Origin of the sequence: Neobacillus vireti (assembly GCF_001026695.1) — a bacterium.
GTDB lineage: Bacteria > Bacillota > Bacilli > Bacillales > Cytobacillaceae > Neobacillus > Neobacillus vireti.
In genome coordinates this window covers 104,125-121,987 of sequence record NZ_LDNB01000010.1, presented here as the reverse complement: position 1 = coordinate 121,987, position 17,863 = coordinate 104,125, and the positions used below count along the sequence as shown (strand labels likewise).

At 37.9% G+C, this 17,863-nt stretch carries 22 protein-coding genes; 17 read left to right on the top strand and 5 right to left on the bottom strand.

What is annotated here, in order from left to right:
* The first annotated feature begins 10 nt into the window (after positions 1-10).
* From AA980_RS11245 to AA980_RS11235, 3 genes are all read left to right on the top strand, one after another.
* The gene (locus AA980_RS11245; protein ID WP_034723029.1) at positions 11-1,000 is read left to right on the top strand and encodes an alpha/beta fold hydrolase; all 990 of its coding nucleotides are present in this window, start codon (positions 11-13) and stop codon (positions 998-1,000) included.
* A gap of 55 nt (positions 1,001-1,055) precedes the next feature.
* Positions 1,056-1,256: a hypothetical protein gene (locus AA980_RS11240; protein ID WP_024026267.1), complete on the top strand. Its 201-nt coding sequence runs from the start codon at positions 1,056-1,058 to the stop codon at positions 1,254-1,256.
* Between the two features lie 121 nt (positions 1,257-1,377).
* Positions 1,378-1,797 carry an NUDIX domain-containing protein gene (locus tag AA980_RS11235; RefSeq protein WP_024026268.1) on the top strand — a complete coding sequence of 140 codons (420 nt, stop codon included), beginning with the start codon at positions 1,378-1,380 and terminating at the stop codon, positions 1,795-1,797.
* A gap of 203 nt (positions 1,798-2,000) precedes the next feature.
* Here the strand turns inward: AA980_RS11235 and AA980_RS11230 are convergent, their stop codons facing one another.
* Complete coding sequence (locus AA980_RS11230; protein ID WP_024026269.1) at positions 2,001-2,780, bottom strand: alpha/beta hydrolase; 780 nt, start codon at positions 2,778-2,780, stop codon at positions 2,001-2,003.
* 33 nt (positions 2,781-2,813) lie between these two features.
* The gene (locus AA980_RS11225; protein ID WP_024026270.1) at positions 2,814-3,335 is read right to left on the bottom strand and encodes a YbaK/EbsC family protein; all 522 of its coding nucleotides are present in this window, start codon (positions 3,333-3,335) and stop codon (positions 2,814-2,816) included.
* 459 nt (positions 3,336-3,794) lie between these two features.
* Between AA980_RS11225 and AA980_RS11220 the strand changes: the two genes are divergently transcribed.
* Positions 3,795-4,445 carry an MtnX-like HAD-IB family phosphatase gene (locus tag AA980_RS11220; RefSeq protein ID WP_024026271.1) on the top strand — a complete coding sequence of 217 codons (651 nt, stop codon included), beginning with the start codon at positions 3,795-3,797 and terminating at the stop codon, positions 4,443-4,445.
* Positions 4,446-5,498 carry an iron-containing alcohol dehydrogenase family protein gene (locus AA980_RS11215; protein ID WP_024026272.1) on the top strand — a complete coding sequence of 351 codons (1,053 nt, stop codon included), beginning with the start codon at positions 4,446-4,448 and terminating at the stop codon, positions 5,496-5,498.
* A gap of 86 nt (positions 5,499-5,584) precedes the next feature.
* Here AA980_RS11215 and AA980_RS11210 read toward each other — a convergent pair whose 3' ends face one another.
* The gene (locus tag AA980_RS11210; RefSeq protein ID WP_024026273.1) at positions 5,585-7,120 is read right to left on the bottom strand and encodes an ATP-binding protein; all 1,536 of its coding nucleotides are present in this window, start codon (positions 7,118-7,120) and stop codon (positions 5,585-5,587) included.
* Positions 7,121-7,425: 305 nt separating this feature from the next.
* Here AA980_RS11210 and AA980_RS26295 point away from each other — a divergent pair, with 305 nt between their 5' ends.
* Positions 7,426-7,710 (top strand): phospholipase, encoded by a 285-nt coding sequence (locus AA980_RS26295; protein WP_082195712.1) that lies wholly within the window; start codon positions 7,426-7,428, stop codon positions 7,708-7,710.
* A gap of 79 nt (positions 7,711-7,789) precedes the next feature.
* Here the strand turns inward: AA980_RS26295 and AA980_RS11200 are convergent, their stop codons facing one another.
* Positions 7,790-8,209: a hypothetical protein gene (locus AA980_RS11200; RefSeq protein ID WP_024026275.1), complete on the bottom strand. Its 420-nt coding sequence runs from the start codon at positions 8,207-8,209 to the stop codon at positions 7,790-7,792.
* Positions 8,197-8,346, bottom strand: a complete 150-nt coding sequence (locus AA980_RS27215) for a hypothetical protein (RefSeq protein ID WP_156351146.1) — start codon at positions 8,344-8,346, stop codon at positions 8,197-8,199. The genes AA980_RS11200 and AA980_RS27215 overlap by 13 nt, the downstream gene beginning before the upstream one ends.
* A gap of 134 nt (positions 8,347-8,480) precedes the next feature.
* Between AA980_RS27215 and AA980_RS11195 the strand changes: the two genes are divergently transcribed.
* The 11 genes from AA980_RS11195 to AA980_RS11145 all read left to right on the top strand — a co-directional run bounded on the left by AA980_RS11195 (position 8,481) and on the right by AA980_RS11145 (position 17,757).
* Positions 8,481-9,026 (top strand): sigma-70 family RNA polymerase sigma factor, encoded by a 546-nt coding sequence (locus AA980_RS11195; RefSeq protein ID WP_024026276.1) that lies wholly within the window; start codon positions 8,481-8,483, stop codon positions 9,024-9,026.
* Entirely contained in the window at positions 8,995-10,338 is a 1,344-nt protein-coding gene (locus AA980_RS11190) for a DUF4179 domain-containing protein (RefSeq protein WP_047771578.1), read from the top strand. The genes AA980_RS11195 and AA980_RS11190 overlap by 32 nt, the downstream gene beginning before the upstream one ends.
* Positions 10,339-10,511: 173 nt before the next feature.
* The gene (locus tag AA980_RS11185; protein WP_407937460.1) at positions 10,512-10,895 is read left to right on the top strand and encodes a vWA domain-containing protein; all 384 of its coding nucleotides are present in this window, start codon (positions 10,512-10,514) and stop codon (positions 10,893-10,895) included.
* A gap of 207 nt (positions 10,896-11,102) precedes the next feature.
* Positions 11,103-11,429 (top strand): PadR family transcriptional regulator, encoded by a 327-nt coding sequence (locus tag AA980_RS11180; RefSeq protein WP_024026278.1) that lies wholly within the window; start codon positions 11,103-11,105, stop codon positions 11,427-11,429.
* Positions 11,426-12,040, top strand: coding sequence for a DUF2812 domain-containing protein (locus AA980_RS11175; RefSeq protein WP_024026279.1), 615 nt, complete (start codon positions 11,426-11,428; stop codon positions 12,038-12,040). Before AA980_RS11180 ends, AA980_RS11175 begins: the two co-directional genes overlap by 4 nt.
* Before the next feature lie 137 nt (positions 12,041-12,177).
* Complete coding sequence (gene lepB, locus AA980_RS11170) at positions 12,178-12,720, top strand: signal peptidase I (RefSeq protein ID WP_024026280.1); 543 nt, start codon at positions 12,178-12,180, stop codon at positions 12,718-12,720.
* A 413-nt stretch (positions 12,721-13,133) separates the two neighbouring features.
* Complete coding sequence (locus tag AA980_RS11165) at positions 13,134-13,673, top strand: RNA polymerase sigma factor (protein WP_024026281.1); 540 nt, start codon at positions 13,134-13,136, stop codon at positions 13,671-13,673.
* Positions 13,645-14,451 (top strand): hypothetical protein, encoded by an 807-nt coding sequence (locus tag AA980_RS11160; RefSeq protein ID WP_024026282.1) that lies wholly within the window; start codon positions 13,645-13,647, stop codon positions 14,449-14,451. Before AA980_RS11165 ends, AA980_RS11160 begins: the two co-directional genes overlap by 29 nt.
* Positions 14,452-14,473: 22 nt before the next feature.
* Positions 14,474-15,163, top strand: a complete 690-nt coding sequence (locus tag AA980_RS11155; RefSeq protein ID WP_024026283.1) for an ABC transporter ATP-binding protein — start codon at positions 14,474-14,476, stop codon at positions 15,161-15,163.
* Positions 15,160-16,461, top strand: a complete 1,302-nt coding sequence (locus tag AA980_RS11150; RefSeq protein ID WP_034723011.1) for a hypothetical protein — start codon at positions 15,160-15,162, stop codon at positions 16,459-16,461. The genes AA980_RS11155 and AA980_RS11150 overlap by 4 nt, the downstream gene beginning before the upstream one ends.
* Positions 16,462-16,464: 3 nt before the next feature.
* Complete coding sequence (locus tag AA980_RS11145; protein ID WP_047771575.1) at positions 16,465-17,757, top strand: FtsX-like permease family protein; 1,293 nt, start codon at positions 16,465-16,467, stop codon at positions 17,755-17,757.
* The last annotated feature ends 106 nt before the right edge of the window (positions 17,758-17,863 follow it).

Genomic DNA, 17,863 nt, shown 5'->3' with positions numbered 1-17,863 from the left:
AGATGATCAAATGTTTACTAATAAAACGCAAACAATTCCTAATGCACCAAACAGCATTGCTTCACTTGAAAAGATAAACATTGGCGGTGTAGAGCAATGGCTGCTTCTCCGTGGCCATGATCAGAGCAAGCCTATTATTCTATGGGTACATGGGGGGCCAGGCGGGGCGCAAATCGGTTTTATTAGCCGCTATAGCTCTGAGCTTGAAAAGGATTTCCTGGTTGTGAATTATGATCAACGGGGTGCAGGTCTTTCTTTTTCAAAAAAAACACCGAAAGAATCGATGACCATTGATCAAATGGTCAATGATCTGATTGAAATAGCGGGAAAATTATGTGCTCGTTTTCATAAAGATAAAATCTATATACTCGGTCATTCGTGGGGAACTATTCTCTCGTATTTGGCAATTGAGCGTCGGCCTGAACTATTCTATGGGTATTTTGCTGTTTCCCAAGTCGTGAATATGAAAGAAAACGAAAGAATCTCATATGAATACACGCTCAGAAAGGCGAAGGAAATCGGAAATGAAAAAGCCTATGCACAGCTTGAAAAATTAGGATCTCCGCCATGGAAAAGCTTGAACTCCGATCGTATCCACAATAAATGGTTACAAGAATTTGGCGGAGGACTTGTGCACACGGGGAATTTTGCTGGTACCATTTTTAAATCTGTCATGAAAAGTCCTGAATATCGCTTGATTGATTTAATTAAATGGATTAGGGGACAAATATATTCGATGAACGTTTTTAAAGAGGAGTTGGAGAATCTTGACTTCTTTCAATCTAGTAAAAGCATTCAGGTTCCGATTGTTATATGTGGAGGACGTCATGATTTCACGGCTCCAAGTGAATTAGCAGAAGCCTTTTTTAACCAACTTCAGGCTCCTTATAAAAAATGGGTGTGGTTTGAGCAGTCTGCACATACATTGATTATAGAAGAAAAGGACGCCTTTGTGCAATTAGTGAAAGAGACGGTTAATGAATGGAGTAGCACAAAATAGTAGAATAAAGGTGAGCCCAAAAGTGCTAATATAAGGATTAAAGGTGGTTGTTTTTTTGGTAATCCAATCAAATATGACTTCAAAGGCTATAAGCGAAATATGGGAAGAAACATTAGGGGTATTTCAAAAATACAATGTTCCAATTACAGAAAAGACCTTACAAGTATTAGTAAACGACAACATTTTTCAAGAATTGTTAACTGAATTAAATAAAGTTGTAGGAAGTTCCAACGCAACTTGTATAGAAGGCGGCTGACAAATGCCATCTAAAAAGGAGTAGGTTACTCCTTTCTACTGTTCAATTTCAATAAAAAAGTTGCATTTAAGCCTCAGCATAGGGAGTGGTATTTATCGGGTATTGGGAAGAGATAAGAGAAATGATTGGGGATTCTCCACTTATCATCGTGCGGCCTAGCGTAGCAATCATTAATAAAAAAGGAGAAATTCTACTAAGTCGAAACATTGGTGGAACGTGGACTATTCCAGGTGGAACTTTACAGTTAAATGAGTCAGTTGAAGAGTGTATTACACGAATTGTCTTTGAAAATATCGGCGTAAAGATAAAGGCGTTAAAATTGTTTGGTGTCTATTCAGGCAAGGAATTAATAAATCGAGTCGATGAAAGGTACCATACTGTTGCAATTGGTTATTTATGTACCGAGTACGAAGGAGAAATAGCTCCTGATAGAAATCAAGGAATAGAAGCCATGTTTTTTAGCTTAAATCAATTACCCGAAGAAATCGAACCATTTATTAAGAACAAATTAATTGCATTAAAAGGTCAATTAAAAAAATAGACGAAAGGTATGGCCATTTATCAACCATACCTTTACTCGTTTGAAAAAGTGGGGCGTCGCAAAAACGAATCACTTCTAAGAGGAAAATATACATTTTATAGTTTGAATAGGTGAACCACAGCTTTGATCAAGCTGCCTTTCATATGTTAGACTGTGTTTATTAATGATGTGCATTTTCAGGGGATATTGTCGTGTAACGCCATTTATATTTCGTCTGAAAATAAATAAGCAAGCATGTCAGGGATTCTGTTTCTGAAGTTCGTATAGTTGTGTTCTCCAGATTCAATCATTTGAAACTTGGAGTTCGGAATTTTACTGCTCAAAATCTGATAAACCCCGTTATTCCTTTTGAAAAAGAGCTTACTTAATTCTTCATTTTCACCGGCCTCTTTCGTTCCGCAGTCCATATAAAACCGTTCGACTGCTGATAGGTCAGAGTTTATAATTAATTTCTCTATTTCCTCCTGGTTCCGATAAAATGCTGGTGATAAAGCTGCTATTCTTTTAAAAATCTGAGGATAACGACAGGCAGCATAAGTGGAAATAAGACCACCTAATGAAATTCCTGCCATCGATGTATGGTTTGTAAGCGTGCGGTATTTCTTGTCAATTAAGGGTTTTAACTCATTTACGACAAAATCTAAATATTCTTCACCTCTGCCGCCTGTTGGACTAGCATAGCCTAATACTTTTTTGCTCAGTTCACCATTTATCCATGGACAATATTCGTTAACCCGCTCTTCACCCTCAGTATTGAGATCAATTCCTACGACAATAATCTCTAATCCACTTTCATCTAAATAGTCTTTCATTCCCAAAGATACTCCGTTAATGGCACCAGCATCTTCAAAAACATTCTGTCCATCGTGCATATATAACACGGGGTAAACCTTGCCACTTTGGTTATAGCTAACTGGTAGATAGACCCTGATTGTTCGATCCTGTTTGAAAGAAGTCATATAAACTTGGTGTATTTCCAGCATACTTGCTCACCTCTGTTTTAAATTGAGTCACTTTCACTTATCGTAATTTTTTAAAGCGAATTTCTCATTAACTTCATCAGCTTCTTCCCAGCCTTTGCACACATCCACCCATTCCTTAGCAAGTGAATAGTGGAAAATTTCCTCCGTGGTCAATTCAATCGCAGAATTGGAACTGCCGCACGCCGGGAACAGGGTCTCAAATCGTTTCATTGAAACATCAAGGTAAACATCAAGATTATTTTCCAACCCAAATGGGCAAACTCCGCCAATTGCATGTCCAGTTTGTTCGAGCACTTCATCAGGATTAAGCATTCGGGCTTTAAAACCAAAAGTATCACGAAATTTCTTGTTATTGATTTTTGTATCTCCAGCGGCGACGATCAAAATGGCTTGTTCTCCGTCACCCCTGAATGATAATGTTTTCGCAATCCGTGCAGGGATGACACCAAGTGCTTCGGCTGCAAGTTCAACGGTAGCACTTGAGGTGTCAAATTCCATCACATCTACGTCACGATGCCACTGTTTAAAATGGGCTTTTACACTTTCTAACGACACTTTTTCAACATCTCCCATCAGTATTTTGTAGAAATGATAATATATATTTAAATAAAGAAAACTACACTTCCTATTAATTTATCACACTTTTCACTAACATCTCAAAATTATCATACCGAAAATTCAGAATCCAATGTAAAATAGGTTTGGAATATAGTGGAAAATGGTAGTTTTAAATTTGGCACCTGGGGTCCACAATGTTGTTAAGGAGAACAAGTAAGATAACTCATTAACGGTGTTTTGCAAAAATCTGCGGTCCAGAATCAATGAAAGCTTTGGCGAAGATTTTTAAGTTTTAATAGACTTCAGGGCCCCTTTCCTATCAGGCATAAGTGCAACTACGCCTCTGTCTTCGCCCTAACGGGCTCGCCAATCGGCGAGTTTTCTTTATAAAATCCACCTTTTGTGATATTTTGGATATTATACTAAGGAATAACATTGACCATGGAGGGCTGCTTTGTGAAAAAATGGGCGTTTGTTTCGGATTTTGATGGGACGATTTCTAAACAGGACTTCTATATTGTGATGATGGACAAATATTTCCCGGAAGGCCGGGAGCTTTATAAGAACTGGAAAGCCGGCGAAATCAAGGATATTGATTTCCTGGCGACGATTTTTAATTCCATCAATCAAGAGGAAGAAAAAATTATCGAGGATACACTTTCCATTCCCATTGATGAATATGTACCTGACTTTATTAAAAAGGTACAAGCGAGCGGTGCCGATTTTTATATTTTGAGTGCCGGTACTGACTATTATATTTATCATCTCTTAAAAAAGTATGGTGTTGAAAATGTAAAGGTTTTTTCCAATGAAGGGCACTATCGTGAGAAGAACGTCCATATGAACATTGATAAAAACCAATGGCATTATTCTGAACGTTACGGAATCGATAAATCGAAAGTGATTCAGAAACTGAAGGAAGAGTATGCAATGATTTATTTTATCGGCGATAGTGAGCCGGATTCCCATCCTGCCCAGTATGCCGATGTTACGTTTGCAAAAAATGGCTTGCAAAACCTGCTTCGTGAAAAGAAGGTGCCATTTATTCCTGTTGAAACATTTAAAGAAGTGGAGAATTATTTGCTTGAAAAAGGGGTGCTGTCTTAAGTGTTGACACCTGTTACCAGTGTTCCAATTCCCGCAATTTTAGAAATAGGAAAGGGAACTGTTTTTAACCTTGATCGGATTCTGAAACAACATGGGTTTGCTAATGCCGTGTTCTTGTTCGATGATTTTACTTATCAAATGTACAAACAGGATATCCTCGACTCTATTACCGATGTGCAGATTTCAGCTTTACTCATGGAGTCGGGTTTGGACATCCAGGAGCTCATCAAAAAAGCATTCGAAATGGAACGCTTTGATGTGGTGATTGCCATGGGCGGCGGGACGGTGATTGATTACGGCAAGTACCTAGCCTTTTCAAGAAGGAGTCCATTCCTTAGCATTCCAACGTCTGCTTCCAATGATGGCTTTGCCAGCAGCAATTGCTCGCTCATCGTCAATAAAAAGAAAACGACGGTACCAGCGAGAGTCCCGTACGGAATTATTGCTGACCTAGATATTATTCAGCATGTCCCGAATCGTTTTATCCTAGCAGGGATTGGCGATTTGCTATCTAACATAACTGCTCTTTATGATTGGGAGTTTGAGGAGCAGCATGGAGCCGCAAGGATGAACCATTTTGCCTACATGCTTAGTAAAAAAGCGGTTAATAGTTTTATTCGAACACCATTGACCGACATTCGCAATCCGATTCTTCTAAAGGAACTCATCAGTTCACTTACACTTGGAGGTATCTCGACGGTTATTAGCGGAAACAGTTCGCCAATTAGCGGCTCTGAGCATTTGATTTCCCATGCACTTGATAAAATCGCCAGGCAGCCGCAAATGCACGGAATTCAAGTGGGAATCGCAACCTACATCATGGCCAATGTCCAAAATCATCGCGCTGAGCGAATGATGAAAGTTTTCACAAGGACCGGCTTTTTCGATTATGTAAAAGGGCTTGGCTTAAATAAAGAAGAATACCGACAAGCCATCGAAATTGCTCCAACGGTGAAACCCAATCGGTATACGTATTTGCATGATGAGGTTTATCGCCAGAAAGCACTAAGATTGTTGGACGAGGATGAGATGCTTCAAGCGATTTTTAAATAAAGAAATGAGCCTGGATACTACTCCGGCTCATTTCTTTCTATTATTTCGAATTTCTATAGTGACTAATAGAAAAATTGCAGTGTTGCTTACTGCGGTTTTTGTTTGCGGTCACCTTCTTCCATTACTAAAGGAAGAATAATCTCAACCTGAGTGCCCTCATTCGGAGCACTTTTTATCAAAATTTTCCCGCCATAAGAATCAATAATTCGTTTGCAGACGGTTAACCCCAATCCCGAACCATCTTTTTTTAAGGTAAAGAAAGGTTTAAAGGCCTGGGCTATTTGTTCCTTCTGCATTCCGATTCCATTATCTGCAACGGTGATCAAACATGAATCGTCAAGGCTTTCTAGGTTAATAGACAATCTCCCGCCATTTGGCATTGCCTGCAAGGAGTTCTTCGCTAAATTAAGAATGACTTGCTTTAAATGGTCTTTGATACAAGAAACAGGAAGACCATCCGAATGATAATGGATCGATAATTCGACATTCATAAAATTGGCTTCGGAATGAATAATCGGTTCAATTTCAGCGACAATTTCGTTGGCATAATAAGTTTTAAGCGTGTAGGCGGTTGGTTTTCCCAGAACAAGGAGTTCACCAACAATCGTATTAATTCGGTCAATCTCCAATTGAATCACTTCAAAATAAGTTTGTGCCTTTTCTTCCCGAAATTCCTCGCTTAAGAGTTTCACTAAACCTTTAATTCCGGTTAAAGGATTCCTGATTTCGTGGGCTGTGCTGGCAGCCAGATTGCCAATTAACTCAAGCTTATGAATTTCTATTTGTTCTTTGTCTTTGTTTATTCTTTTTCTTAATAGTAAATGTTGGACCGATAAAAACAATATGTTCGTAATCGGTAGAAAAATGATGAAGTATTGCAACAGAGCTTTCCGAAAAATCAAATCGTTTTCAGAAGTGACATATGCAGAAATCGTCCAAGGTATCTGGGTCACTTCCATACTGGATTTCACCGAGTTTTTTAAGGGAATGGAACCGGCCTTTATTAAGGTTTGCCCTGTTTCATCGGTAACGACAATCATTTCCTCGTTAATTAGAGTATTAATAGCTGCCCCTAATTCGTCTATTCGCAAGCTTGCTATAAGAACTCCTTTTACCTTTCCATAATCCACGATGGGTGTGGCAACGGAAATGATATATCTTCCCATTACCCTGCCGATATGGGCCTCAGATAAACTGGTTTGCCCCGTTTTTAGCGCATGCTGAAAATAAGGACGATCACTCACGTTGATTGGATTGTTGATTGGATTTGTGCCGATTAACAAGTCACCATTGGAGTTAGACCAATAGAATCCGGAAAAACGAGGATCCTTTTCTGCCATTTCCTGAAATATTTTTTGCAAATCATCTATGTTATTATTTTGAATTTTAATAGAGGTAGCGAGCATCTCTAATCTGCCCACTGTTTCACTCAGAAAATGCTCAATATTCATCGCATGAAAATCGGCAAACTCTTGTGCTTCGCTTTTATATTGGTTTTCAACAGAGCTAACCTGATGCTGTGCCAAAATAAAACTAATGACGGCAGCAGGGACCAAAGTGAGAGATAGATAGATAAACCATTTCTTCTTCAGGAATGATTTGACAAAGCGAAGGAAAACCAAAGGAATCTACTCCTCTAAATTTATATATTATTACTATTCTACTATGATTTAGTTATTTTGGAAAATAGCTTTCTGTTTGGGTAAATGATTGATTAGTTTAGGTTAATTTTTGGTTTGGCGGCATTAATTCGAAAGTTGGCGAAATCCTGGCCTAGTTTGGCGGAATCCGGAGCCATAAAACAGCCCCTAAACCCCAATGATGTATTATTTTTTGCAAAATGAATTCACCATTGGGATATAGCCATTCCAAAATTTTCGGACATTCATATTTTATTAGTAAAGTAAGCTTTTGGGAGGTGTAGCATTTGCGAAGAAGAAGGCGTGGGTTCTGTATTTTCCCAGGATATAGATGGTGTGGACCTGGCTGCAGTGGGCCAGGTGCTCCGATTAATGATGTAGATGCCTGCTGCATGGGCCACGACCTCTGTCTAAGCAGAGGGATTTCACCCTGCCAATGTGACTACCAATTCATAAATTGTCTTCGCTACAAAAAGAATAGTCATACGGATAAGGGAAGAAAGGCAGCTTTGATGCATGATTTTATGAAAGCGAAAGCAACGTTTACGTGCGGCGGGCGGCGCCGATATTAATTTTCTTTACATTAAACCGGTATCATCTTCATTGAAAAAGGGGATTTCTACATTGGAAATCCCTTTTTTCCTTTGTCGTTTATTTTTCCAATTCGTAATGTTTTCCCTCATTAGAGCTTTGGTTATCCGGAACACTCCAGGCAATTTGGAAAATTGTATGGTCATTAACAAAATAGGTATATACCCATCCTTTTTCATTGTCAAACCTTACATCTAAGTGGTATGGATTATATTGTCTGCCAATCTTTCGTTTAATCTCCCATTCTTCATTGGGATATTTTTGTTTCAAGTACTGGTTTAACTGAGCCGTCTTTTCTTTAACTTGAAAATTTATCCAAATAGGACGAATGGCAAAAAATAAGCCGATTATTAGAGATAAAATCGAGGCAAGCAGCAAACTTTGCTTCCTAACTTTTTGAGGAACAAGCAAGGCAGCTGAAAAAAGTATGATAATGATAACAGTAGATACAATAATTTCGATAACAGTTATCGGATCCATCGCAAAGGGACCTCTTCTATAAAGATAGAATTCAGCTTCAAATTTGGGGCTTCCTCTTTGCCGACCATTGCTATACTGAGGACAAGCCGTTCTGTCCCTAAGGCAGGTAAATCACCATATATGATTTCAAATTCCATATCAATCACCTCAAAAATGTTTGATAATTCTATTATATAGAATCCATATAGGATAAAGAGATTAATAAACTAATTAAATAAGTTGAAACTTTTTGTAAGGGATTCTTCTCTAATGGACAGAAGGAGGTTAAGCAATGACCGAAATAAAGTTGATAAAAAAAGCGATAAACGGAAACAAAAAAGCTTTCGAAAAGCTTTTAGTCTTACATAGTGACCAATTGTACCGAACGGCCTATCTATATGTCGGCAATCGCGAGGATGCTTTGGATGTTATTCAAGAAACAGCCTATAAAGCCCTTTTAGTTGTGCGTCAATTACGGGATGAAAGATTTTTCTTAACCTGGTTAACAAGGATCCTTATCCACTCTGCCTATGATTTGTTGAAAAAGAAGCAGAAGGAGATCCCAATTGATAAAATTATTGAGCTTTCACCTGCGAAAAGCGAAAAACGGGTTGAATCCCTGGATTTAGCAGATGCGATAGACAAATTAAATGAACATTATCGAAATGCAGTTATTCTCTTTTACTATCAGGACTTGCCGATTAGTGAAGTGGCTAAGTTAATGGATGTACCGGAAAATACAGTTAAAACTTATTTGTCTCGAGGGAAAAGCCAGTTGAAAAAGCTGTTGGGAGGAGAGGGCTATTATGAAGAAGGAATTTTTTCAAGAGGAATATGAGAAGATTGAAGTACCGCAAGAGGCAGTCTTACAAGCGATTAAGACAGGAATAGGCAGGGCATATCCTGGTGAAAAACCTAGAAAAAACAAGGCCATTGTTTTAACGGCAGCCGCTGCTGCTGTGATCCTGATTTCCACGAGTTTTATGGTCCCATCCGTATCGAAAGTAATGGCGGATATGCCTTTGATCGGGCAGCTTTTTAAAGACAAAGTCGGCGAAAATTTAGCCTCACAAAAGTTAATCACCCAATTAAATGAAACAGCCAGTCACAACGGGATTGATGTATCCATCACAAGTGCTTATTATGATGGGGCCGTTATCGGGGTAACTTTTGATGTGAGAGGAAAGGTGAAAACGGATCAAGAAGGTAATCTTAGAGGGATTTACGAGATATTTGATGGTGATAAACGGATTGATGACAGCAAAGAGCTTGTCTATCTGGAGCCCTCAGGTAACGGTTATACCGGACAGATACAGTTAAATTATCCAAAACTAGAATTGCCTGCAGATACAACCTTCCCGCTTGAATTCAAGAGTATGGGTGGAAAAGAGGGATCCTGGAGATTCAATGTTCCCATTAAGCAATTAGCTTACAAAACAATAATGATGGATAAAGAAAGTGAGAAAGGAGATATAAAGGTTCACTTTGATTCGATTATCGCCGGGAAGGCCTCTACGGCAATTAATTATACGGCAGCATTTCCAAGTGAAGGCAAACATGATCAAGTCAGATTAGCGGTTTTTGACGAAAAAGGAAATCCAATCCACCTCCTATCAGATGGAATTGATTTGGAGACGAAAAAGACTGGGAATCAAATCATTGTCAAAGGTAGAACGATTATTCCCCAGACCTTAAAAGGAAAAACAAGTTATTTGGAGATTCGTCCGGCAGTTGCTCTGGAGGAGCCGAATCAATTTGTTGCCATTAACAAGCGCACTCCTGTTCAAATAAAGTCCAACAGACAAAATCTATCAGTAAACGTGGAAAATGTCAGCATAAAAGGCAAGCGTTTTACAGTCGATTTCCAAATTAATAATGGAGATAACAGGGATGAGCATTTTATTTTCTTTCAAAACTTTGCCCGAACCGACGTAACGTTAGTAAAAGAATCCCGCAAATATATATATGAAGAATCAATTAGCCATACAGTAAAAACTTTAGATAAAGCCAAATTACGCTTCAGGAGCACATTTGACCTGAGTGAAATAAACAATTTTAATCCCGATAACTATGTGGTAAGAGTAAGATTAGACTCAATGAGTACAAATATGCCACTCGAATTAAATCCGGTGAAAATTGAATTACAGTAACTAGTTTTTTCAAATTGTTGATATTTTATTTAGCAAATTCCTGCAGGAACTAAGGCATTTTGTTACCGCAATTATCCAATCATAATCCATTTCCTAATAACCCAAAATAAAAAGGCTTGGTTTTATAGTCAAAGGGGGAAATGGTGTTGAAATGGCATAAAACGATACTTTCGATGATCCAGCAGCGTCAAGAAAAGAAGGTCGCATTAGTCGTGGATACTTCCACAAATGAAGCACCAACCATACTCATCAATAACATAGTAAAATTGTTTGAACAATTGAAGCCAGATACAATTTTGGTTCAAGCAGATTTCAAAATCCGAAGTATTTCCCAAGTTAAAAGCGATACGATTAAGTACTACACACATGGGAAATCTTCCTATACATTAGCGCTGGAATGGGCAGCAGAAGAGCAAGTGGATACACTATTTTATATAACGGACGTTACAGGATTTTTTTCGGAAGAAATGGAGACAGTTGATTTTGAATTATTTTGGCTGGTGCCAGGCACATTTTTACCACGAGTACCATTTGGCAAAGCGATTAAGGTAGCGTAAAAAGGGAATCCCTCGTTTAGTTTTATGGGGGATTCCCCTTTTTTATGTGAATAAGGTATCTGAGTGGTGTTATTTTAGTAAATATTCGTGACTATACAAATTAAAGGAAAACGATGGAATTTATGTATTGACATATACAGTTGCGCTGTATAAACTAAAACTATATAGTTGGACTGTATAATAAAAAGTGGAAAATTAGGAGGGACTATGAAAAGGGATAAACATATTCCGCTGACTGAAACCGTTTATTATATTCTCTTGTCTTTATTTGAACCAGCACATGGATATCTTATTCTGCAAAAAGTCGAGGAACTTAGTAACGGACAGGTAAGGATGGCTGCCGGTACATTGTATGGAGCAATTGAAAATTTACTAAAACTCAAATTTATTCAGCCTGTCGAGAGCGGGGATAGTCGCCGGAAAGTCTATATGATTACTGAACTGGGGAAAGATATGCTGCGTTTGGATTTAGAAAGAATGCAGCATATGATTGGAATTACTGAAGATGCTTTTAAACGAGGTGGGATCTCATGAGAAAGTTTAAATTGTTTTTAGATTTCGAAAAGGAAGCAAGATGGTTGAATAAAATGGCCTCAGAGGGCTATGAACTTGTTGGAAGGTCATTTGGCTATCGATTTCGCAAATCTAAGCCCGATCATGCGAATATTAAAATTGATTACCGTTTATTTAAAAAACAGGCGGATTTTGTAGATTACTGTACTCTATTTGAAGATAGTGGCTGGGAGCATCTGGCAGGTACAAAAAGTTCTGGAGCTCAATATTTTAAACAGGTCAACAAAGATGCTGACGAAGATATTTTTTCAGATATCGATTCCAAAGCCAGCAGATACAAAAGACTTTCACAGATGTATATATCATTAGCGATGTGCTATCTCCCTATTTTCGCAGCATTAGTGACGACAAATGCCATAAACATAGATGCTTTCTTTAACCCGAAACAACTGTACTTTACACCTGGGTTATGGGATAAAACGGGAGCTGACTTTTGGGGGGCATTTCTTTTTGAAACACCATTCGCCTTCTTTAGAGGATTTGCCTGGCTGGCTTTTCCAGTCATGATTGCTTTATGTCTGATTTTTAGTTACAAAGCGGAGCAGCGATATCAGAAAATAAAAAAGAAGTAAGTTACCTTTAGTTCGGGCCAAAACTCTTTCAGCTCTTAAATATGCCTTTAGGGTGGGAAAAAGCAGGATTTCATTTCCAACGCGTTGAATATACCATAATTAAGGAAACTTTTGAAAATGACAAGGAGTGGTTGGAAATGTTAAATTCGAAAGCAAATAATGGGTTGAAAAGCTGGATTAAAACAATATTTATAGCATTAGGAATAACACTGGTTATACGGACATTTCTCTTTTCTCCTTACGTTGTAGATGGTGCTTCAATGGAACCAACATTACATGATCATGAAAAAATCTTTGTTAATAAAGTTTATTATTCCGACCATTTTAATAGAGGTGATATCATCATTATTAAAGGCCCTGATGAAAACTATGTGAAAAGAATCATTGGAATGCCGGGTGATGAGATTGAAATGAAAGGTGATCAATTATTTATCAATCAGGTGCCATATAAAGAAACCTATTTAGCTGAAAATCTTAAATTTGCGAAACAACAAGGAAGCAAACTAACAGAAGACTTTGGACCGATTGTCCTTCCCAAAAACCAATATTATGTCATGGGAGACAATCGATTATACAGCAAAGACAGCCGGAATGGGTTGGGATTTATTAAACAGGAAAACATTATCGGAAAAAGTGAATTCGTCTTATTACCTTTTTCAAAAATAAGGATCTTAAAATAGATTCCTATTGGTAAATGAAATTTTATATACGTGGATAGGCTCGGAGGCATTGAACCGAGCTTTTTTTGATAAGATAAGAAAGCATAAAATTTTCGACTTCGAGAATGGTCCAGCGCAAGCCTCCCTAACGGCGAGACGCCTTCTCGCTCCTCCCTACGATAAGTCAACAGCTGATCGCTTGCGCTCACCGTGTTTCCAATACTCACTTGGAGCGCTCCGGGCCATATGCTGCTTAACGGGCGCTTGCGCTTTTCTTATCAATCGTAGGAATTTTCTTGAACCCCCCTTCTCTCATTCAACTATTCTATAATCATATTGAAGGTCTTTTTCTATAGTAAATTAATTGAATTTTAAAAACTGTAACTTTTTTCATGGAATAGCGTCTCTCTAATAACCAAACGGGAGGAACTAAAATGGAGTCGATAAAAGATCAACAATTTTTCCAGTGGTATGAAGACTTTAGCGGGTCTCTGTTTAAATATATTTATACAATCGTTCAAGAACCGCAAACGGCAGAAGATTTGATGCAGGAAACGTTTCTAAAGGTTTATGAAAAATATGACAGTATTCATGACATACATAAAGTGAAGAATTTTTTATTTCGGGCAGCACACAATACGACGATGGATTTTTTTCGGAAAGAATCAAAGATTAAAAAGTTAGTAAAAGCGTTAAAAAAAGAGAATGGCTGCCATTTATCAACTGAACAAATAGTAGAAATTAAAGAAGATGGCCGAATGATATTGAACGCGTTAAAGCGACTGAAGCCGACACAGCGTGAGGTATTCGTGTTGCGAAAAATCAAGGGGTTCTCGATAAAAGAGACTGCCGAAATATTAGATTGGACTGAAGCGAAGGTAAAAACCACTCTTCACAGAGCCACCAAAGCCATCGAAAATTTCTTATTGTTGGAGGATGAAGCGATTGAATGGCCGTCAACCGTTAGATTATAAGTTAGAAGATGAAATCATTTGGGTAGATGGAAGAAAAGATATTGTGAAAGAACAATTACGTGAAGAAATCGCTAAGAAGTCCAGGATACGACGGCCTTTTCTAAATTGGGAGCCGCTAAAAGTCTCTATGTCGTTAGTCACCGTAGCTCTATTATGCGTGCTCCTAATTGGCGATATTACCCAAGATAAGAATGGGTTTCAGGAAATTCATCAGGCAGGTTCTGTTTCACACACATGGCATAACCTAGAAATTAAGCCGGTATTACCTCCTGTAGATGTAAAATGGGGGAAATTCGAAAACTTTCCAAACATGGTTAATTCTTATAAAAACTTTGACTTAGTGGAATCTCAAAAAAGAGCTTCATTTCATATAATGAGGCCTTCTATTAATATTAATATGCCCTTAGAAATATCAAGGGGAGTTATCGAGTATCCCCCGTTTCTTACAGCGAAAGAGTTCAAGGGCCCAATCACATATTGGGATATTTGGCATCGGGGTGAGAAGTGGGTATATGTAAACCAATCATTAGCTGATAATAGCAGACAATTGCTAAGTAAAAAAGAGAAGAAAGTGATGGCGGAAATTTATTCAAATGCTCAATTCATCCCATTCAAAAACAAGGATGCGATTGCAGTCCTAACAGATCTTGGAGAAAACGGTAAAAGGATTAGTATGTATGTAAAAAGTAATAAATACCAAGTTATTGATTTTGAAATAAGAGGAAATATCAATGAAGAGGAACTCATAAAACTGGCCAAGTCCTATGTTGAAAAATAGATCAAAATAAAGGAGTTACGTTATGGAACATATTGCTTTAAAAAGTGTCTCAAAGGATTACATTGGTGAAGGTGTAACAACCAGTGCGCTTCATGATATTACCATTGATTTTACTAAAGGAGAGGTTGTATCCATTATGGGCTCGTCCGGTTCAGGTAAATCTACCTTGCTAAGCATCATCGGAACTTTGGATAAACCAACAAGTGGAGAGGTATATTTTGATAGTAAACCTATTTCTAAACTGAAATTGGATGATTTAGCAGATATAAGATTTACCAACATAGGCTTCGTATTTCAACAATTTCACTTGTTGCCTTCTCTAACCGCTTTAGAAAATGTGATAATTCCATTGTTCAATCGGAAAATATCTTTTAATAAAACGGAACGGGCGAAAGAACTATTGGACTTGGTAGGGTTAGAAGACAAGCTAAACGCATTTCCTTCTCAATTATCAGGCGGTCAGCAGCAGCGTGTCGCAATTGCACGTGCCTTAATTGCCGAGCCAGAATGGATTTTAGCGGATGAGCCAACAGGAAATTTAGACACGGAGACTGGGAACTCGATATTTTCATTGCTATTACAACTAAATAAAACGAAGAATTGTGGTGTTATTGTTGTCACACATGACACCGTACTTGCGGAAAAAGCCGGAAGAGTAATCGAAATGAAGGATGGTTCCCTCATTAGGGATCGGAGAGGCTGTCCAATATGATTTCCTTTATTTTGAAAAGCTGGCGGCGGCAAAAAGGACGTTTTATTCTTATGCTGATTGGTGCGTTATTGATAAGTGGAGGACTGAGTACTTTAATCGGGCTGTCTGAAACCAATAAAGGAACAGTAATCAATTCGCTGCAAAAGAAATGGTCTGCCTCCTATGATATCGTCGTGAGACCGAATGGTACAAAAAGTGAGACGGAGCAAGAACATCTCTTTGACCCTAATTACTTAAGTGGTATATCGGGTGGAATATCGTTAGAAGACTATGAAAATATTAAAAATATACCGGATATCGAGATAGCTGCTCCTATCAGTATGATCGGGTTCACAGGTTATAGCGCTAATTTTAAAAAAATTGATATTAAGGAACCGGGGATATATCGTTTAACAGATACCACTACTGACTATAACGGCCTCAATTCTTCATCAAAGACGAATGTATACTACTTTTCGAGAGGAATGTACGATTTACCTAGTATAGATATTTCTAAAAAATACGGTATTAGTGGTATTGATAATAATTTATCTAGTTATACAGAGGTTCTTTTAGCAGCAGTGGATCCGGTACAAGAAGCAAAACTTGTTGGTCTAGATAAAGCAATGTTACCTGTTGATGGAAAAGAACTATATTTTTCAAATGATAATTTAATAGATTCGTCAAATTTAAGTGAGTTTGGGATAAATGCAAAGGAAACAACCTTCCCTGTAATCCTTAGTAGCCGCTCGTTCTTAAACCAAACATATAATTTTAAAATAGAAAAATTGGATATTCCTTATGGAGACCAAAAAACTATGCAAAAATCATTAGAAGTTGTTGAAAAAAATGGGGGGGAGAAATATTTAAATACTCTGCCTACAATTGATACAAAAACATATACTTATGATTCTGAAGAGGGGCATAAATTATTATTAGCGAAACTATCAGGATTAGATCCTAAAACAGGAAAAAGGGAATTAAATAACGGTAGTACTAATGTCGATCTGCAAGGTTTCCTTCGCGAAAAAACAGGTTCACTGAGCTACAAATCGATAGAAAATCCGTTTCCAGAAAGATGGAATGATTCATTTCAAGTAGTTCCTTACGAAGGTGAATCTGCAGTTAATGAGAACCGCACCTATCGTAAGCCACAATTGACGGACATAAGTATGCGAAATAATCCTAGATTAAGTCCCTATTTTGTCGGTTTTTACGATCCGAAAAAATTAACAATTTCAAAGGATCCAGAAAATGAGCTGCCGATGGAAACCTATAAAATTCCTACAGCAAAATTCGTGTTAAATAAAAATGGGTAGCCTGTGAATCCGCCAAAACAGATGAATCCTACTTCTAATATCTATGGATATTTGATGCAAGCCCCGACGATGCTGACAACGATAGAAGCGGCACAACAGATTTTGGGGAATAAACCCATCTCCGCCATCAGAATAAAAGTAAAAAATGTTACCGCATTGGGTGAGGAAAGTCAGAAAAAACTAGAATCAGTTGCGAAAGTAATTAAGCAACAAACAGGACTTGAGACAGATATTACATTGGGATCCTCACCCCAGCCTTTATTAATAAATATCCCGAAGGTAAGAAATCATGAGGCATTAGGCTGGATTGAACAACCTTGGATAAATATTGGCGCGGCAATCGGCATCTTCAAGGAAACAAAACTAGGCTATTCAGGAATCATTGTTTGTACAATTCTTGTTGCAATGATTTATGTATTCTCAACTAGTTTAGTTTCCTTTCTATCTAGAAAACAGGAATTCGCCGTCCTTCTTGCAATTGGCTGGAAACCAAGGCAAATAAAAAAAATCTTAATGGTGGAATCATTATTAATCGGTGTCATTGTTTCTATTGTTACACTACTTGTTCAGTTAGGGTTTAGTTTTAGAACAGCGGGTATATTATCTATTTCGCAAGCAATCTTGATTACGTCCTTTGTGTTGTTGATTTATTTAATTGGCCCACTTGGCCCCTCTCAATTAGTTAATAAAATTCATCCATCACACGTAATGCGATCAGGGGAAGTAAGTGTTTCTGGGAAAAGAGTTTTAAGAACAAAAGGGTTAATGTCAATGGTTTTCAATACGATCATCGGAAGGCTGCAGCGAAATCTAGTTTCAATCATTGCGATCGCATTACCGTCTGCATTGCTGATTCTGTTCATATTTGTCTCCTTCAGATTAAATGGTGTGTTATATTCATCTTGGTTAGGACAGTACGTTGCGATGGAAGTGGGCACGCCGCATTATGTCGCCGTTGCCGTATCATTAATCATTTCTATTTTAACGACATCAGAAATCATCTGGCAGAACACTAAAGAACGCAGCAATGAAATTGCCTTATTAAAAGCCTTGGGATGGAAAAATAAATATGTTCGCATCATGGTTTTGGTGGAGGGAGCAGTTGTCGGGTTATTAGGGGGCATACTTGGAGGACTGATTTCACTGGTTATTATGTACGTTATGTATGGAACTATTCCTTTTGCCGAATTGTGGCTGCCGCTTATCACTTGTTTATGCCCGATTTTGGTTGGAATAGCAGGAGCGTGGATTCCTTCAAGGATGGCGATGAAAATGGAGCCGATTGAGGGGATGTAAGGGGACATAACAGTGAAATCGAATTCTTTTATAGCTAATTAATTAATCACTGAAATCTAAATAAGTGGAAAAGCTCGGACAATATAGTTCACCGAGCTTTTTTTGA